The 16,732-nt window shown below is 36.5% G+C and carries 17 protein-coding genes; all 17 read right to left on the bottom strand.

Annotation, left to right across the window (positions count from 1 at the left end; genetic code table 11):
• Positions 1 to 2: 2 nt before the first annotated feature.
• The 17 genes from flgB to EPR_RS02965 all read right to left on the bottom strand — a co-directional run bounded on the left by flgB (position 3) and on the right by EPR_RS02965 (position 16,727).
• Complete coding sequence (flgB, locus tag EPR_RS03045) at positions 3 to 380, bottom strand: flagellar basal body rod protein FlgB (protein ID WP_234697167.1); 378 nt, start codon at positions 378 to 380, stop codon at positions 3 to 5.
• Positions 373 to 2,364 (bottom strand): tetratricopeptide repeat protein, encoded by a 1,992-nt coding sequence (locus EPR_RS03040; RefSeq protein WP_200763810.1) that lies wholly within the window; start codon positions 2,362 to 2,364, stop codon positions 373 to 375. The genes flgB and EPR_RS03040 overlap by 8 nt, the downstream gene beginning before the upstream one ends.
• Complete coding sequence (locus tag EPR_RS03035; RefSeq protein WP_200763809.1) at positions 2,351 to 4,024, bottom strand: hypothetical protein; 1,674 nt, start codon at positions 4,022 to 4,024, stop codon at positions 2,351 to 2,353. The genes EPR_RS03040 and EPR_RS03035 overlap by 14 nt, the downstream gene beginning before the upstream one ends.
• The gene (locus EPR_RS03030) at positions 4,024 to 4,665 is read right to left on the bottom strand and encodes a sigma-70 family RNA polymerase sigma factor (protein WP_200763808.1); all 642 of its coding nucleotides are present in this window, start codon (positions 4,663 to 4,665) and stop codon (positions 4,024 to 4,026) included. Before EPR_RS03030 ends, EPR_RS03035 begins: the two co-directional genes overlap by 1 nt.
• A complete protein-coding gene (locus tag EPR_RS03025) occupies positions 4,666 to 5,526 on the bottom strand; it encodes an AAA family ATPase (protein WP_200763807.1) in 861 nt (286 codons plus the stop codon). It abuts the gene before it with no gap.
• Positions 5,526 to 6,677, bottom strand: a complete 1,152-nt coding sequence (locus EPR_RS03020) for a flagellar biosynthesis protein FlhF (RefSeq protein ID WP_200763806.1) — start codon at positions 6,675 to 6,677, stop codon at positions 5,526 to 5,528. Before EPR_RS03020 ends, EPR_RS03025 begins: the two co-directional genes overlap by 1 nt.
• On the bottom strand, positions 6,667 to 8,754 hold the full coding sequence (gene flhA / locus EPR_RS03015) for a flagellar biosynthesis protein FlhA (RefSeq protein ID WP_200763805.1): 2,088 nt from the start codon (positions 8,752 to 8,754) through the stop codon (positions 6,667 to 6,669). The genes EPR_RS03020 and flhA overlap by 11 nt, the downstream gene beginning before the upstream one ends.
• Positions 8,755 to 8,761: 7 nt before the next feature.
• On the bottom strand, positions 8,762 to 9,052 hold the full coding sequence (locus EPR_RS03010; RefSeq protein WP_200763804.1) for a rod-binding protein: 291 nt from the start codon (positions 9,050 to 9,052) through the stop codon (positions 8,762 to 8,764).
• 10 nt (positions 9,053 to 9,062) lie between these two features.
• A complete protein-coding gene (locus tag EPR_RS03005; RefSeq protein WP_234697166.1) occupies positions 9,063 to 10,160 on the bottom strand; it encodes a flagellar basal body P-ring protein FlgI in 1,098 nt (365 codons plus the stop codon).
• 47 nt (positions 10,161 to 10,207) lie between these two features.
• Positions 10,208 to 10,852, bottom strand: a complete 645-nt coding sequence (locus EPR_RS03000; RefSeq protein WP_200763803.1) for a flagellar basal body L-ring protein FlgH — start codon at positions 10,850 to 10,852, stop codon at positions 10,208 to 10,210.
• Complete coding sequence (gene flgA / locus EPR_RS02995; protein ID WP_200763802.1) at positions 10,852 to 11,850, bottom strand: flagellar basal body P-ring formation chaperone FlgA; 999 nt, start codon at positions 11,848 to 11,850, stop codon at positions 10,852 to 10,854. The genes EPR_RS03000 and flgA overlap by 1 nt, the downstream gene beginning before the upstream one ends.
• A complete protein-coding gene (gene flgG / locus EPR_RS02990; protein ID WP_200763801.1) occupies positions 11,813 to 12,613 on the bottom strand; it encodes a flagellar basal-body rod protein FlgG in 801 nt (266 codons plus the stop codon). Before flgG ends, flgA begins: the two co-directional genes overlap by 38 nt.
• Before the next feature lie 48 nt (positions 12,614 to 12,661).
• Complete coding sequence (locus tag EPR_RS02985; RefSeq protein ID WP_200763800.1) at positions 12,662 to 13,378, bottom strand: flagellar hook-basal body protein; 717 nt, start codon at positions 13,376 to 13,378, stop codon at positions 12,662 to 12,664.
• An 8-nt stretch (positions 13,379 to 13,386) separates the two neighbouring features.
• Positions 13,387 to 13,938 carry a flagellar motor switch protein FliN gene (fliN, locus tag EPR_RS02980; protein ID WP_234697165.1) on the bottom strand — a complete coding sequence of 184 codons (552 nt, stop codon included), beginning with the start codon at positions 13,936 to 13,938 and terminating at the stop codon, positions 13,387 to 13,389.
• A complete protein-coding gene (gene fliM, locus EPR_RS02975) occupies positions 13,931 to 14,890 on the bottom strand; it encodes a flagellar motor switch protein FliM (protein WP_200763799.1) in 960 nt (319 codons plus the stop codon). Before fliM ends, fliN begins: the two co-directional genes overlap by 8 nt.
• Before the next feature lie 162 nt (positions 14,891 to 15,052).
• Positions 15,053 to 16,078 (bottom strand): flagellar motor switch protein FliG, encoded by a 1,026-nt coding sequence (fliG, locus tag EPR_RS02970; RefSeq protein ID WP_200763798.1) that lies wholly within the window; start codon positions 16,076 to 16,078, stop codon positions 15,053 to 15,055.
• Positions 16,071 to 16,727, bottom strand: coding sequence for a hypothetical protein (locus tag EPR_RS02965; protein WP_200763797.1), 657 nt, complete (start codon positions 16,725 to 16,727; stop codon positions 16,071 to 16,073). The genes fliG and EPR_RS02965 overlap by 8 nt, the downstream gene beginning before the upstream one ends.
• Between the last annotated feature and the right edge of the window lie 5 nt (positions 16,728 to 16,732).

The following is a 16,732-nucleotide window of genomic DNA, read 5'->3' as shown; positions in this document are numbered from 1 at the left end:
TTTTACCTCCCGGTTATGGCGAGTTTAAGCTTTGAAAACTCTTTTTTCATTGTCTCGACCATGGATTTGTACATTATGGAACTTTCGGCTAGTTTTGCCAACTCTTCCTGAACATCAACACTGTTGCCGTCATATCCGGAAAAATTATCCAGTTCAATTATCTTTTTTTCTGTTTTTGTTTCCGGAAAAGGGTCTATATGTTTTGGATTCTCTTTTTTTAATTCTATCTGCTGGGTCAACTCTTTTTCAAAAATAAGCTCCTTTGGTTTGTAACCAGGAGTGTCCGCATTTGCGATATTGCTCTGAATGACCTTTGTTCTTTCAAGATAGTATGATGCCATATTTGATAGTCTGTCCACACTCTGCCACATCTCACTCATTGGAGGCCTCCGTTTTGAGGGTTTCGGCTTCATATATGCTTTTTGCTATGACTGCCCAGTTGTCTTCACAACCGTCAAGTTCTTTTGCCGCCTCTTTGGCGTAATTCATTTTACCAATTCTAACATAAGATAATACTAATAGGGCGTCTATATAACAGTTTTTTCCGATTTTCGCTTTGATGGGCTCCAAAATAGTTATGATTTTTCTGTATTCTCTGCGTTCAATCAGAAATTCGCTGCATTTTTGTATAAGTTTTTTTACAATTTCATCCCTTTTGTAAATAGATGAAATTTTATCTATATTCTTTATTATAAACTCTATTGCTTCCGGTTCTTCGCGAACAAGCTTTGCATAATTTGAAACAACCTTCGCCTCAAAATCAGCTTCGGAGCAGACAATTTCACACTTTTCAGGTATATTTGCGCAATCAAGATTGCCTATTATACAGCTTTTGGAGTATAATTTATAATATTCGCAGTTTTTTCTCTTTATCTTTTTCAACACATCTATACATTTTTGAAAATCACCTATTTCGTAAAGAGCTTTTGCAAGAAGAAACCTGTTTGCATCGGTTGTCCATCTGTTAAGTATATACTCAAGAAATTCAAGCCGTCGTCTGTTTTCGGTACACTCTTTCAAAAATCCGGAAATTTTTATCAATACTTTCTGATCAAATACGACTTTAAAAAATAGAGGATTTGCATTATACAGTCTGCATGCAATTTTCGGTTCAATATTCAGAAGGTACGGCGTCCAAAGGTCTCTGATATACTCAATCTGTTCGTAATCAAGCCTGTCGGATGAAAGCAAAGAGAGTTCCCAGGTAAGACGCTCATAAAGTTTTTCACTCTCAAGCTCAAATGATATTACTCCAAAATTGGCTATAGCAAATCTGCCTATATAGTTGGTTCTGTTTAAAACAAGGGTTTTTACTATAAAGCCGTCCGGATTTTTTAAAAAATCGGCTTCAGGTAAAAGCTCTTTGAGCTTTGATTCAATTTCAGGTTTCTCTTTGATTATTGACAAAAGTTTGAGCTTAGCCACCGTGGCTTCCTGACTTTTGGGATATTTTGACACAAGCTGATAATAGTAATTCAGAGCACTTTTTACATCTCCCTTTTTAAGCCCAATATCGCCCATCCTAAGAAGAGCTTTTTTCAAAACTTCTCTATTCTTAATCAAATTGAAAATTCTTCTGAAAAGTTTTTCGGCAAAACTATAATCTCCCATTCTATAAGCAGTTTCGGCTATAAGAAGATAATATTGAGGATTGTCTAGCAGATAGGATTCAAACTCTCTGTATGTTTTTAAAAAAAATTCGAATGCTTTTTTATAATCTTTTTTTGTAAAGAACTGCATTCCTTTTAAAAAATCCAGCTCTTTTCTGTGCTCTTTTTTAAGTTTTGACATGTTGAGAACAACAGCATATTTTGTAACTATATCCTTTCTTTTTAGCCAGACCCCAACTCTCATAATTGCTATTATAGTTTTTATCTGTTCTTCGTTTGAGTCTGTCTTGAAAAGAGCTATTTTGTAATTTGCATAAGCCTTATCATAAAATTCCAAAGTCTCATAAACGTTTCCTTTTGTATAGTAGTAATCCCAATCGAGCTTTTTTGTCTTTCCGGCGTAAAGGTTTAAAAAAGCGTCAGCTGTCCACAGATATTTCTTTATTCCTGTACGTTTTCCGATCTGAAGATATACTTTGCCAAGCATCAGTAAAGATTTTTTATAATAGGGAGAAGCAGGGTTCGAGAGTATTTTGGAAAATTCGTCCACAGCTTCATAATAAGAACCAAGCCTGTAATCTCTCATAGCCTGTTTGAAAACAAATTTCTCCTGTTCTTTTTTCTTTGTGGTATTTGTCTCTTTTACAGAGGTAGCATTATTATCTGATCTGTTTATATCGGACAGATTTTGCGCCTGAAGATTGAAAAAAAAGAGGAAAGGGAGTATAAGAAAAAATTTTTTATGCCAAGACATCTATCCTGCTTTTGTCTCTTTTTGCTGTTTTATACTCTATTGTCTGTTCATAAACTTTTCTGTTTTTTTCTCTGAGAGATACGGTAAAATTTTTAAACCCACTCTCTTTGAGGATCATCTGTATCTCTTTTTCCAGACCTGCGTTTTGCATCAATATGGTACCGTTTGCATTTAACGAAAGATTGAGATGCTGGTTTTTTATAACCGCATTTATCGTAACATCCTGATATTTGAAATTGATAACAAATTTTTTGGGCTCTGTGTTTTCAAATCTATTTTCGTTGGAAGGCATATTATGTTTTGGCTCTTTATCCGAAGTATTCGAACCTGAGCTTTTACTATCCGTAAAGGAGGTATTGTCACTCTGTAAAAGGGTAATCTGCATTTCATTTGCGTTTTTTGCAGCCTTGATATCACTTTTTTCGGCAGATTGATGTTCGACTCTGCTGGTTTGCAGATACGGATTTGTAACGTTATCACCGTTTTGTGATTTTAAATCAAAAATTTCTGCAGTTTTTTCTTTGATTTTTGTATCCGTTTTGTTTTGAATATAGCTGTTTGTCAAAGCTCTGTTTTTTTGCGGCTTTTTATCTAAAAGGTGCACTTTTTCTTTTTCGGTAAAATTTGGTTCAATTGCGTTTTTGTTTTCATCATAAAAAACACTCTTTTTGGTACTCTCTTTTGATGAAAACAGTACTTTTTCGCTATCTTCAAAAGATATCTTTGTTTCAAAAACCTCACTGTTTTTACTATTTTTTGAAGATTCTGTTTTTGGATTATGCTCTTTTAATAAATTTAAATCTTTGCCTGAAAAAGAGTCCGTTTTTTTCTCTATATTCTCATTATGGAAAATTTCCATATCTATGTTTTGAACTTTATATGGATCTTTTCTAACCGTCGCTTTCACATTCGGACTGTTTCGAACACCGATTGTATCTATCTTTTTTATATCCTCGGAAACACTCTTTTGCAAATTATCAAAATCCAAAAGATTGTCTCTATTTTTTTCTGTTTCTTTTCTCTTTATCTCTCTGTTTTTTATATTCTCTTTCTCATCAAAAGAGTTTTGAAAAAATATCCTGTTTTCTTGTGTAATTCTTATATTTTTTTCATCCACATCAAAAATCTCTTTTTCCGGGATTTCTGTTTTTGAAAAGCTTTTTGCTTTCACACCGGTTGTTAAAACCTCTTTGTTATAAATCTTTCCATCTAAAACCGGCCCTTTGCCTTTTTCGGTTTCACCAAAATTAAGCTTAATACTGTTTTCGAAGTTTATGCTGTTTTTAAAATTTTCGCTATTTTTTCTTGGATACACATTCGAATCCAAATGCAAAAACTCCCGTTTGGAAAATGGTGTATCCATCAAAGGGATATCATTTTCGTTAAATATATCTTTTCTGTTTTTGTTTTCTGTTTTTACCAAAACTTCAGCACTTTTTTTATCAAACTGCATAGTTGACAAAGGATTTGTATCATTAAACGACAGATCTGTTTTGCTTGCTCTTTTTTTAGGTAACTCTTTTTTTGCAGGAGCGCTTTCTTGTTTCATAAAATGTTCGAAAAGCCCGGACAATAGACTATTCTTATGGGCTTTTGTTTTTTTAGTATCTGTAATGGAGGTCTGTTTTATATTTTCGGCAACACCGCCTGGCAATACCATTAAATACGCTCCAGTCTTGTAAGTATCTTTTTTACTTTTATTATTGCCTGTGATTTCAGTTGTGAAACTCTGGATTGGGAAATTCCCAAAATCTGTGAAATCTCTTTTGGTTCTCTCTCTTCAAAAAAGAACATCTGCAAAGCTGCCCGCTCTTTATCACCGAGCTCTTGCATAGCCTCTTCTATCTGTTCTCTCATTTCGCTTATAATCGCTTCTTCCTCCGGACTTCTGTCATCACTGACAAGAGTATCAGATATTTTAAGCGAACCGTCACTCCCAAGAGCTTTCTCCATACTGAGCATTATAGCCAAATTTGACAAAGGGGTCTCTTTTGCATCCGGATTTTCCTCTCTCTCTTTTTTAATCTTCTCCCTCATACTTCTAGGTACTATATGAAGGCTTCTTAGAAAATCTAGAATCTCTCCCCTTATTTTAATGTATGCATATGTTGAAAATTTGGCTTTGTCTTTATTATACATATCTATTGCTTTAATTAAACCTATAATTCCGGTATTTACAAGATCATCATACTCAATACCGGCATCTTTGGGCAGTTTGAAATAGATTTTGCTTGCCACCTTTTTTACCAGTGGCGTATGTTCTAGTATAATTTCCTGTTTTTTATCTCTGTCAAAATCCATCTATGCCCTCGGTTTTTTGAGAAAATCAAAAACTTTTCCCCAGAAGTTTTGTGTTTGTTGGGAGTCCACAGGTTCTTCAACCTCTATTGCTGATATCTTCTTTATCTCTTGTGTAAAACCGTCTGCAGGAAAACTTTCTGTTATCAGTGCTTTTTTCTTGACACATTTTTTGAGGTTGTTTGTAACAGGAAGAAGACCAATAAGTTCCAGGTCTATGCCGAGAAACTTTTTGGTGGACACTTTGAGTTTTGAAAAAGTGTTATATCCCTCTTCTTTGCTTCTGCACATATTTACAACTATCTTAAACCTGCTGTATCCATAGATATTATAAACCGTTTTTATAAGTGCATATGCATCCATCAGGGCGGTAGGTTCCGGTGTTGTTATGATATAAGATTTGCTCGACGCACGCAGAAAACTTGCTACTTTGCTATCTATCCCTGCTCCCGTATCTATAATCACATAGTCATACCTGTTTGAAACTTTTTCAAGGGCGTTAAGCAGTACATGAACACTTGTTTCGTCCATTTCCGATATAGAATCGACTCCCGAAAATCCCAAAAGCGCGTCAAAGCCTTTTGAATTCACGATGACATTTTCAAGATTTTCACCATTTAAAACATTTTTCATATTTTTGGAAGGGTCCGCATTTAAAAGGATATGGACATTTGCCATACCAATATCTGCATCAATCAAAAGCACTTTTTTCCTGAAAACTTTCGACAGGGTATATGCAAAATTGACAGAAAAGTTTGTTTTTCCGACTCCGCCTTTACCACTTGCAATAGTGATATATTTGCTATTTACAAGAGTTTTGTGCCGGCTTACAAGTTCTCTTAAACCTTTAGCTTGATCTTCCATCACTCACCCAATAGATAATCTGCAATTCTTTCGCTGTTCAAAACCCGGATATCTTCCGGTACGCGCTGGCCTGTACTTATAAAAGATACCGGAATTTCACTTTTTAGAGGAAGATTAACCAAAATCCCGGGCTTGTACGTTTCATCTATCTTTGTAAAAAATATCGAACTTATAGGGAAAAAAGTTCTGTATCTGTTGACTATCTCCATAGCTTCAGAATTTTTGTAGTTACAGCTTATAACAAGAAGTATCTCCATCAAATCGCTTCCGCCTCCCAGAATCTCCTTCATCTCACCAAGTCTCCAGTAGTCATAGTGGCTTCTTCCAACCGTATCTATGAGTACCACATCTATATCTGACATATTTGAAAGCGTTTTTTTGAGATTTTTTGAATCTGTCACGGCAAAGAAAGGTATATTGAGTATGTTCGCATAAGCCCTGGCCTGCTGAATGGCTCCCACTTTAAAGGTATCTATGCTTATGACAGCAACTTTGAGATTCTGTTTTATGACAAGCTCTGATGCAATTTTAAAAAGGTTTGTTGTTTTTCCGACTCCTGTAGGGCCCACAAAAGCAAATACTTTAAGCCCCCCTTTCTGGATTTTCAGAGGACCTGTGAATTTTATATATTTTTTGATCCCTTTTATCAGAGCCTCTTTGAAAAAAGTAGTGCTCAGATCAAATTTGTTTGTATCGATATCAAGGCCGCATGCCTCTTTGACTATCATTTTTGCCGCTGCTGGTTCAACATCTTTTTTTATAAGAAGATTTATCAGCTCAACTGAGTCGCCTGTAAATTCGCTGAGATCTTCATTGATATGTGTATTTGTACCACTGTGAGGGGGTACAGGCAAGAGAGAGGATTCGCTTCTTTTAAGCGAATCTATCTTTTTATCTATCATCTTTTCAATCTGTTCTAAAAACCTGTCAAGTTCATGGGATTTTTCCTCTTTTGAAAGAATCTCCATAAAGCCGTCTTCGGCAGTAGGAACCTCTACAAAAAGAATATATTTTTTTCTCTTCTTAAAAGGCAATATACTTTTTTGGGTTTCAACTTCATAGCTGAGAATTTTAATATCCTCTCCCAACTCTTTTTTTGCCTCTTGTATGAGTAAATCGAGGTCATATCCTTCATATCGATTAATCTTCATTAATCTCAACCTTGCCTAAAATTTTCAGTTTTGTTTTTGGCTCGATTTCCGTATAAGACAATATCGCAACATTTGGCAAATATGGATCGATAACCCGTTTTACATATCTTCTTATAGCTGCTGATGTCAACAGTACCGGCGATACCTGATTTAAAACAAACTGCTCCATATGAGTACTGATATCTTGTATAATTTTATGCAGTATTTCGGGCTCTAAAGGGGGAATACTCCCTTCATACTCTTTTATTTTTGAATGAATATAGTTTTCCGCTTTCACTCCCAATGCCAATGCATAGAGTGTACCATCTTTTGCATAAATAGAAGTTATAAGCCTTGAAAGCGACTGTCTTACAAGTTCAGTCAAAATATCAGGATCGTTTGTTTTGGAAATATTGTCAGAAAGCGCTTCTATGATAGAGAGAAGATCTTTTATAGGAATATTCTCTCTCAAAAGATTTTGCAAAACTCTGTGCAAAACAGAATAAGACACCTGCTCTGGAACAATATCTTTGACTATCGGATATTTCTTTGCCAGCCCTTCTACCAGTTCCTTTGTCTCACTTCTTCCGAGTATTTCGAATGCGTGCTGCTTTATGGTCTCTGATATATGAGTTATTATTACAGTCGGAATATCTACTACCGTATAGCCCAACATTTTTGCTTTATCTTTAAAATCTTCGTCAATCCAGTATGCCTTTAAACCGAAAGTGGGCTCCTTTGTCTCGATTCCTTCTATTTTTCCCTTGGTAGAACCGGTGTCTATAGCCATCACTTTCCCGGGAATCACTTCAGAACTCGCAACCTCTATATCTTTTATGAGAATCCTGTAGCCACCGGGTTTTAGTTCAAGATTATCTTTTATATGTATGAGAGGCACGAGCAGTCCCAACTCTTTGCTCAACTGTTTTCTCAAGGATTTTATTCTTTTAATAATCTCCCCGTTTTGTGTCTCGTCAACAAAGGGAATCAAAGAGTATCCGATCTCCAAAGTAATAGTTTCGGGCTGAGCGATAAGATCTTCCGGTTTCTCTTCCTCTCTTGCCTCTTTTATAAGCTCTTTGGCTTTCTTCTCCGCCTCGGCTTTTTCTCTGACTTTTATATTTTTTTCCATCATATAAGCCGAAAGAGCTATTATGGAGCCCAGTATCATAAAGGGAAGAAACGGCATTCCGGGAACCAGTGCCATTACGATTATGGCAAATGCAGCCATATAGAGTGCTTTTGGATATCCGGTCAACTGTGAAAATATCTCTTTTCCGAGATTCTCTTCGGAAACTGCTCTTGTCACCATAAGTCCGGCGGCAGTGGATGTAATGAGTGCAGGTATCTGACTAACAAGCCCGTCACCGACTGTCAGAAGAGTGAAGTTTGCTGCAGCCGTTCCAACATTCATACCATGCTGGAAAACACCTATGGCAATACCCCCTATAATGTTAATCAGAGTTATTATGATACCGGCAACCGCATCGCCTCTTATAAACTTGCTGGCACCATCCATCGCACCATAAAAATCAGCCTCTTTTGCAATATCTTCTCTTCTTTTTTTGGCCTCCTGCTCATCTATAACGCCTGCATTTAGATCCGCATCTATACTCATCTGCTTACCCGGCATCGCATCAAGGGTAAATCTTGCTCCCACTTCGGAGATTCTTTCCGTACCTTTTGTAATAACAATAAAGTTTATTGTCACCAAGACAATAAAAACAATAATTCCCACTACATAGTTACCGCCGACTACAAACTGACCAAAACTCTCTATCACTTTACCTGCAGCATCTGGCCCTTCATGCCCATGCAGAAGTATTCTTCTTGTAGATGCAACATTCAAAGAGAGTCGAAAAAGCGTAGCCATAAGTAAAAGGGAAGGGAAAGAGGTTATCTGCAAAGGATTGCCCACATATACGGTTGACATCAGCATTATAAGAGAAAACGTAATACTGCCGGTTAGCAAAATATCAAGCATCCATGGAGATATAGGAAGAACCATAGATGCCAAAATAGCCAGGATCAAAACTACAATAATAGCATCTGAATGTTTCTGAACTTTATTGAAAAAAAGAGTCAAAGTTTCTGCCATCTATTTCTCAACTCTTTTTACTGTTTGTCTCATACGCTTTTATAGCCTCTTCTATATACTCTTTGATTCCAAGTCCCGAGCTGTCTGCAATTGTCTTTGAAAGCTGCATATCAAACATATCAAGATACATTTTTGAGGAAAAAGAGGACCCGACAACTCCTGAACCCAACTCTTTTCTTACCTCTTTTAAAAACATCCTGATAAATTCTGTTTCAAAGGCTTTTGCCGCTTCTGATGCGCTTTTTATCTGTGAAACGCTCTGTATATCCCAGTATGACGGTGAAACTTTTTCTATCATAAAATCCCCCCTACATTATGACTATTTTGGCGTGAAGTTTGCCGGCATTTTTGATAGCCTGAAGAATTGCTATAAGGTCTCTTGGAGAAATTCCAAGATCATTTAGAGCTTTTACCAGATCTTTCAAAGATGGGGACTCTATGGCAAAGATTCTGCCACTCTCCTCTTTTACCTCTGTGACCACCTCTTCTGCCTGTACCGTTTGACCTCCTGAAAATGCCGGAGGCTGTGAAACAACCGGTTTCTTTGTTATTGAAACATAAATATTTCCGTGAGACACATAAACTGGAGTATCTATCTTGATATCACCGCTCATTATAACTGTACCGGTTCTTTCATATATAACCACAGTGGGCTCCGACCTGCTTTCAACTTCGATGTTAAGTATACGTGATACAAAATCGACTCTGTCTGAACTTTCGGGAAACTTCACTGCAACGGTTGCCGAATCTTCAGCTTTTGCCAACTCTTTTCCAAACTTTTCATTTATACTTTTTGCAATAGTATCCGCTTTGGAAAAATCTGGGTGTTTCAGAGTCAGAACGAGCCTGTTCATCTCATAAAAATCAAAAGGAAGGTCTCTTTCTATAATCCCTCCGTTTGGTATAACACCCGTTGTAGTAAAATTCTTCTGAACTTTGCCGCCTTTGTTGGATTCACTGAACCCCCCTCCGGTAGAGACAGGACCCTGTGCAAAAGCATATATTTTCCCATCCGGACCTTTTAGAGGAGTTCTTATCAAAACACCGTTTCCTATATCTTTTGCATCTCCCAAAGAAGAGACCGTAACATCAAATGTCATTCCACTCTTTGCAAATTGAGGCATATTTGCAGTAACAATAACCGCAGCGGCATTTTTGGTTTTTACATCTCGTGGGTTTATATAAATACCCATCTTTTTAAGCATATTTGCAATACTCAAAAGTGTATATTTGCTTGTAGTACCGTCTCCACTGCCGTTCAGACCGACTACTATTCCGTATCCTGTAAGGTAGTTGGTTCTGACTCCGACAATATTGACTTCGCTTCCAATTTTTACTTTTTCGGCAATAAGAGTTACGGAAAAAAGAAAAAACAGTAAAAAAAGAGTTTTGGACAATCTTTTCATTTTGACCTTTACAATACTGTCTTAACACATTTTTTTATAAATTATATCTAAAACGGCCATATTTTCATAATAAACTGGGAAAGCCATCCGGGCTTTTGATTATCCGCCATAAAGCCTTCTCCGTTATATTCCACATACATATCAGAAATTTTTGACGAATCCACAGAGTTGTCCTGTCCAATGTCATTCGGTTTTATTATACCTGAGATCACAAGAACCTGTGTATCCTCGTTTATTTTGATATATTTTTTACCTTTTACATAGAGGTTTCCGTTCGGATAGACCTTTATTACCCTTGCAGAAATTGTTGCTATAAGTTTTGCGTTTCTTTTTGTATCTCCTGAACCCTGAAAACTGTTTTTTGATCCCTGCTTAAGCCCAAAAACTGTTGTTTTGTTTGGTACCTGCTTATCCATAACGGTAGCGGAAGGAAAACTCATGTCCATATTATGGTCCCTGGAGGCTTTCGTATTTGCACTACCCGAACCGCTTATATTTTCAGAAATTTTTATCGTTATTATATCTCCCACGTTATGTGCTTTGTCATCAGAAAAAAGATTATCATACCCGCTATACAATGAACCAGGCGTTTTGTCTCTTTTTTGTTCCTCTACTTTGGGTGGAGTCAGATCTACCGGCGCAGGAGGATTTTTTTTTGAAGAACATCCGGCAAATAAAAAAGATAATGCCATTATGGCCGATAAGCAGAAAACTCTACTTTTCCGGGTCCCGTAACTTTGCATAGTAAAACCTTGTTCGTTGAAATATTTTTAACCCTTATTATATCCCCTTTACTTCCGTTTTCCAAAGCAAGTCCTACAGTTTCTATATGTATCGGGCCGTTGATATAGACTATTTTTACGTTTTTTCTTTTAAAAACAAGATAATTTGGAGATATATGGTAGGTTTTTATAACACTTCCCCTTTTTATATCTCTTTTTGCTCTTTTACCCACTATATCATCTACTTTCAGATTTGTATCTCTTCTGCCTTTGCTGATTACTTCAATACTTTCTATATCCGCCGGGTCTATCACTTTTCCTTTTGGTATATCCCTTTTTGCCACAACTTTTTTTACAACTTTTTCTACCTGTACGGTTACGGGAACCAATTTGTACAAAATTCCGTCTGCATATATTCTGTATTCAAGATAAAGGTGTGTAGAGGTAACCGATTTTGTCAAAATCTTATTTGAAATTTTTTCACCGGAAATTTTAAACTCTTTTCTCGGAACAGAAATGGAGACAATTTTTATATTGGGGTATTTTTTTACAATAAACCTCTCTATATCTTTTTTTATATTTTGAGGCGTTATATTTTTTGAAACTCTTGATACTATAGCATAGTCTGAGCCTTTTAAAACCACATTATTCAATTCTATATAATTTTTTTTCAGAACCTCTGAAACGCGTTTTTTTTCTATTTTTATCTTTTTTCCGGTTTTGGGAGCTTTTGAGATTTCAAGATTTTTTATGAAATCTACAAAATTTCTTTTCTCGGGAGCTGCTTTTATATCTGCGATATCACCTATATAAACAGACTGTTTTTTTACTTCTGCAAAAGGTTTTATCACTATCTCTATTTTTGCAAAAACAGATGTGTTGAAGATTAGCAGAAGGAGAAAAACAAAAAATGTTTTTCCCCAAAATATATTACGATTTGAGTGTAGATACAGTTCTAAGCATTTCATCTGCAGTCGTTATACCTTTTGAGTTTATCTCATATGCCCGTTGTGCGACGATCAGGTTTACCATCTCATCGACTATATTTACATTCGAGTTTTCCAAAAAACCCTGAGAAAGTTTACCAAAACCGTCTGTATTGGGATCCCCTTCAATGGCTTCTGCGGAAGCTTGCGTAGGTACGAAAAGATTTTGTCCCAGAGCTTTGAGACCGGCAGGATTTATAAACCTGTAAAGTTTGATATCGGCAAGTTCTTCAACCGTTTGGACTCCACCTTCATTTCTTACAACTGTCACTTTTCCATTAGGGCTGATTGAAAGACTTATCATCGTCTCGGGAGCATTTATCTGAATATTGGGTGTCAACCTGTATCCTTCCGGATTTACAAGGTATCCTTCGTTATCTATTTGGAAATTACCAGCTCTGGTATAAGCTTCGCCTCCTCCCGGCAATTCTATCTTGAAAAATCCCTTTCCTTCTATCGCCACATCAAGATCTCTATCGGTTTTTTTAAGACTCCCCTGCGAAAATATCTTGCTTACATCGGAAAGTTTTACACCCAGACCTATCTGTATGCCTGAGGGCACTCTATTCTCATTCGAACTCATTACGCCCGGGTCTTTTATATTTTGATATATAAGATCTTCAAAATTCGCCCTGCTCTGTTTGAATCCTACCGTATTTACATTTGCTATATTGTTCGAAACCACATCCAGATTTGTCTGCTGTGCCTGCATTCCCGATGCGGAAGTCCATAATGCCCTGATCATCTTCTCTCCTTTTTTACTGTCTGTTGTCTACTCACACCCACACTCGATTTACGCTCTTCCTATCTCGTTTGTTTTCTGCTCAAGCGCATCCAGTGATTTCATCAGAGTTGCATATATGCCAAATCTTCTTTGCGCAGTTATGAGATTTGTCATCTCCGTTAACGCATTCACATTGGAACCTTCCAAAAATCCCTGAAGCATTTTAAAATCGGCCTCGGTCTCTTCTCCCTTGGGTCTGTAGTATGAGTCTCCTACAGCTTCAACACCATCATAGTTTCGTACCGCTATTTTTGATATAACTTCACCCTTTTGAAAAAGAGTTCCGTCTTCGGTAACCGTAAACTCTCCTTTGAGTTCAAGCTGAATGTTTTCCCCCTCTTCATTCAAAACGAAATTTTCTTTAGCATCTATCAGATAACCCTCTTCATTTAGGAAAAAGTGGCCGTTTCTTGTAAGCATCTCTTCGTTTCCCGCTTTTACTACAAAAAAACCGCTTCCTTCAATCGCAAAATCAAGCCGATTTTCTGTCTTTTTCAGTGCTCCTTGTTCAGTTATCACAGGAGTATCTTCAAATCTGGAAAAAACAAAAAGATGGTTTGTATCTCCACCATTTTGCGGAATTCTCTGGCTCATCTCTTTAAGCAGCAGTTTTTTAAAACCCGGAGTATTTACATTGGCTATATTGTTTGCGGTAGTATCGGCCTGCTCCATAGCTCTTGCGCTACCGGTTGCCAAAACATACAATGACTGGATATTGAGTGCCATTTTTTTCCTTATTCTCTGTCGAGGAGTTTCATTCTCTCCTCAGGTGTTATAACATTTGTAATTTTAATACCGAAACTGTTTTTTACAGTATAAAGCTCACCTTTTGCTATCAATTTCCCGTTTACTTTAAGATCAACAGGCTCACTGATAAACTTATCAAGTTCTATAACGCTGTTTGGATTCAATTTCAATACCTCTTCTATAGGCATTTTGGTTGAACCTATCTCTACCGTAACTTCAAGAGGTATATCCATAAGGAGCGAAAGTCTTGAGTTTTCGCTTTTTTCATATCCTTCATAAGAGGGAGCTGCTTCCTGCCCCAGCGCTTCCTTTTCCCATTGTGCAGCAAGATCTTCCTGAGAGACCTCTTCGTTAGATTCTGTAACGGCTTCCTGTTCCCACTGGGCAGCAAGAGCTTCTTGATCAACACCCTCTTCTTCTGTACTTTCACTCATCTGCTCTTCCCATTGTGCAGCAAGATCTTCCTGGGAAATATCTTCGCTGCTCTCTTGCTCTTTTTCTTGCGTATCGTTTTCATTTATATTTTTTTCTTCACTCATCATTTTCCTTCACAATGGGTTCTTTAACAAGTGCCGCATATCTATCTTTTATTTTTCCCATCTTACAGTAAAATTTCGGGCTCTCTTCTATTCTAAGTTTAAGATCGCTATCTTTATCTTTATTGAGAATAAGCTCATCACCTTCATTCCAGCGGAGTATCTCTTTTAAAAGAAACGTCTGTCGGCAAAGTTCCAATGTTACATTTACCTCTAAAGAGTTTAGCTTGCCGATCAGATTCTCTTTCCATAAAGTATCTTCTTCACCGCCCATCTCAGTATAAACAATATCTTTTATAGGCAGAAACATGCCTTGCGGAAAACAGAAAAAAAGAGGAGCTTCATATCCGTCAATATCTATACTGCATTCAACTACTACAACTTTTTCATTTGGTGAAGCTATTCTTGCAAGTGTAGGATTTAGCTCTATAGCCTTTTTTTCAATCTCTATGGGATAGATTTTTTTCCATATCTCTTCAAAAGTAGAAAGAGCCGTATCAATAAAATCTGAAATAATCTGTATTTCAAGCTTGGTAAACTCTCTTCCTTCCACTTTGAAAGGCTTTGCAGGACCTCCAAAAAGCACACTTACAACAGTAAATACAAGTCTTGCATCAACAACAAAAAGTGCGTTGTCTTTAAGAGGTTTCATAGTAATATTTGTATAGCTTGAAGGCATAGGAATTTTTGACATGAAAGTATTAAATCTGGTTATATAGATATTCTCTTTGGAGACCATATTGATTCGCGGAAGAATTTTTCGGACTTCGTCTCTAAATAGTTTTATCCATCTCTCATAAATAAGTTCTAGACCTGGCAACCCGCCTTTTTTGATACTTTCGATTTCACTGAAATCAAAAGGAGCGGTATCGCTTTTCTCTTCAATGGTCTCTTCTTGGTCAGTGCCAAGAAGTGCGTCTATTTCATCCTGGGAGAGGAAATCCTGTTCAGACATTAAAACCCTTGCGAATTCTCAAAATTAACTTTATTATACAGATAATTTGGGGCATTTTCAAGGGTTTTAGGGGGAAAAACGGCTATTTTTCTTAAAAAAATCCACTATTTTATCACATTTTGTCTTTTTTATGTGAAAGTTGCTGTGAATTATCCGGATTTATTATATATACTCTTCGCCAGAACCGTAATCTATGATGCCTTTGTTGATAAGAGATTTTATCTCTTCTATGATTTTTTTCTGCGCTTTTTCTACATCACTCTTTTTCATCGGTCCAAGAACTTCCATATCTTCTACAAACATCTCTGCTGCACGTTTTGACATATTGGATAGGAATTTATTCAAGATTTCGTCAGGAGCTCCTTTGAGCGCAACGAGAAGCTCATTTTTATCAACATTTTTAAGAATTTCAATAATGGCTTTATTGTCAAGTTTGATAATGTCTTCAAATTTGAACATTCTCTCTTCGATATTGTTTGCAAGTATCTCGTTCTCTTTCTTGATATCGTCAAGAATTTCCTGTTGAATATCTTTCGGCAGAGAGTTCACAATCTCCGCTGCTATGTCTATACCGCTTAAAGCCTCCTCTTTTCCGGCACCTATTGTAAGAAGCTCTTCTTCTAATGTGCTCGCTACAACTTTTAGAGTTTGATTGGAGATTTTTTCTATGGAAGCGATTCTTTTTATAACCTCTTCCTGAACATTTGTAACACCAACTCTTTTGGGTATATATTGAAGTATTTCTGCCGCCTTGGAAGATTTTATCTGAGACAAGATAAGCGCAACCACCTGAGGGTGTTCATCTTTTATGATATTAGCTACTACTTTCGAATCAAGACGTTCCAGCTCTTTGAATATCTCTTTGCCTTCCTGAGAGTTGAAAGTATCTTCTAAAAGTTTTTCAAGAACATCGGGAGGAAGGGCTCTCTCTAAAATATTTTTAAGATGCTCCGGAGCCAGCTTTATAGGTGAAACCTCTCTTAAAAAAGCATAGGCCTCTTCCAGTATATTTTTCAATGTCTCTTTTGAGGGCGTTTCTATCGAAAGTAACGTTTTTATAATACGCTCTATCTCATGCTCTTTTAAAAGTTTAAAAATTTTTACGGTTTTCTCCTCCGGCAGTGCGGAAAGAAAAATCGCCGCTTTTTCTATTCCCTTCAGATTCGAGGTTTTGTTCTCTTCAGCCAATTTTATACCCTTTTTTCATAACATCTTTTGACATTTCTATATAAACTTCCGCCAACAGTCTCATCATATTTGTATTGGAAGAGAGTATTTTACCCCTTATAATAGTTTGGTCTTTATCTTTTTCGTATGATACCACATCAAGTTGAAGATTTATACGAAAATCCTCTTTTTTATTGTAAATATCTATCCTATCAACACTCTCAAGATCCAGTAACTCCTCTACGCGTATCTTAACACCGCATGCGGAGATATCATCGATATAACCTTTGTCAGTTAGTTTGATTCCTTCTTTGAAAATCTCTATAGCTCCAAACCTTTCGGGACATAAAGAAAATCTCTCAAACTCTCTTCTTTCTTTGAAAGTTCCGGAATCTGACATTTTGGCTTTTATCTTTTCACTCTCCTTATCCAATAGAATAAATTCATAAAATCTCTCTTCTTTTGGTAGATAAACATAAAATTTACTATTTTTTTTAAAAATCTTTATACTCTCTATGGGGTTTAGTGCAGTAAAAACAATAAAATCACTCTTTATATCGTAAACCTTGAGACTGAATAAAAAAACGAATTCTTTTAAAATATTTAACTCGTTGCACTTTCTGGGGATAAAAAATTTCGCACTGTATCTCTTTCCTATCTCAAACTGCATAAAAT

The organism is Nitrosophilus alvini (assembly GCF_015100395.1).
GTDB lineage: Bacteria > Campylobacterota > Campylobacteria > Campylobacterales > Nitratiruptoraceae > Nitrosophilus > Nitrosophilus alvini.
The sequence above is the reverse complement of the archived record's forward strand: the minus strand, read 5'-3'. Positions and strand labels throughout refer to the sequence as shown.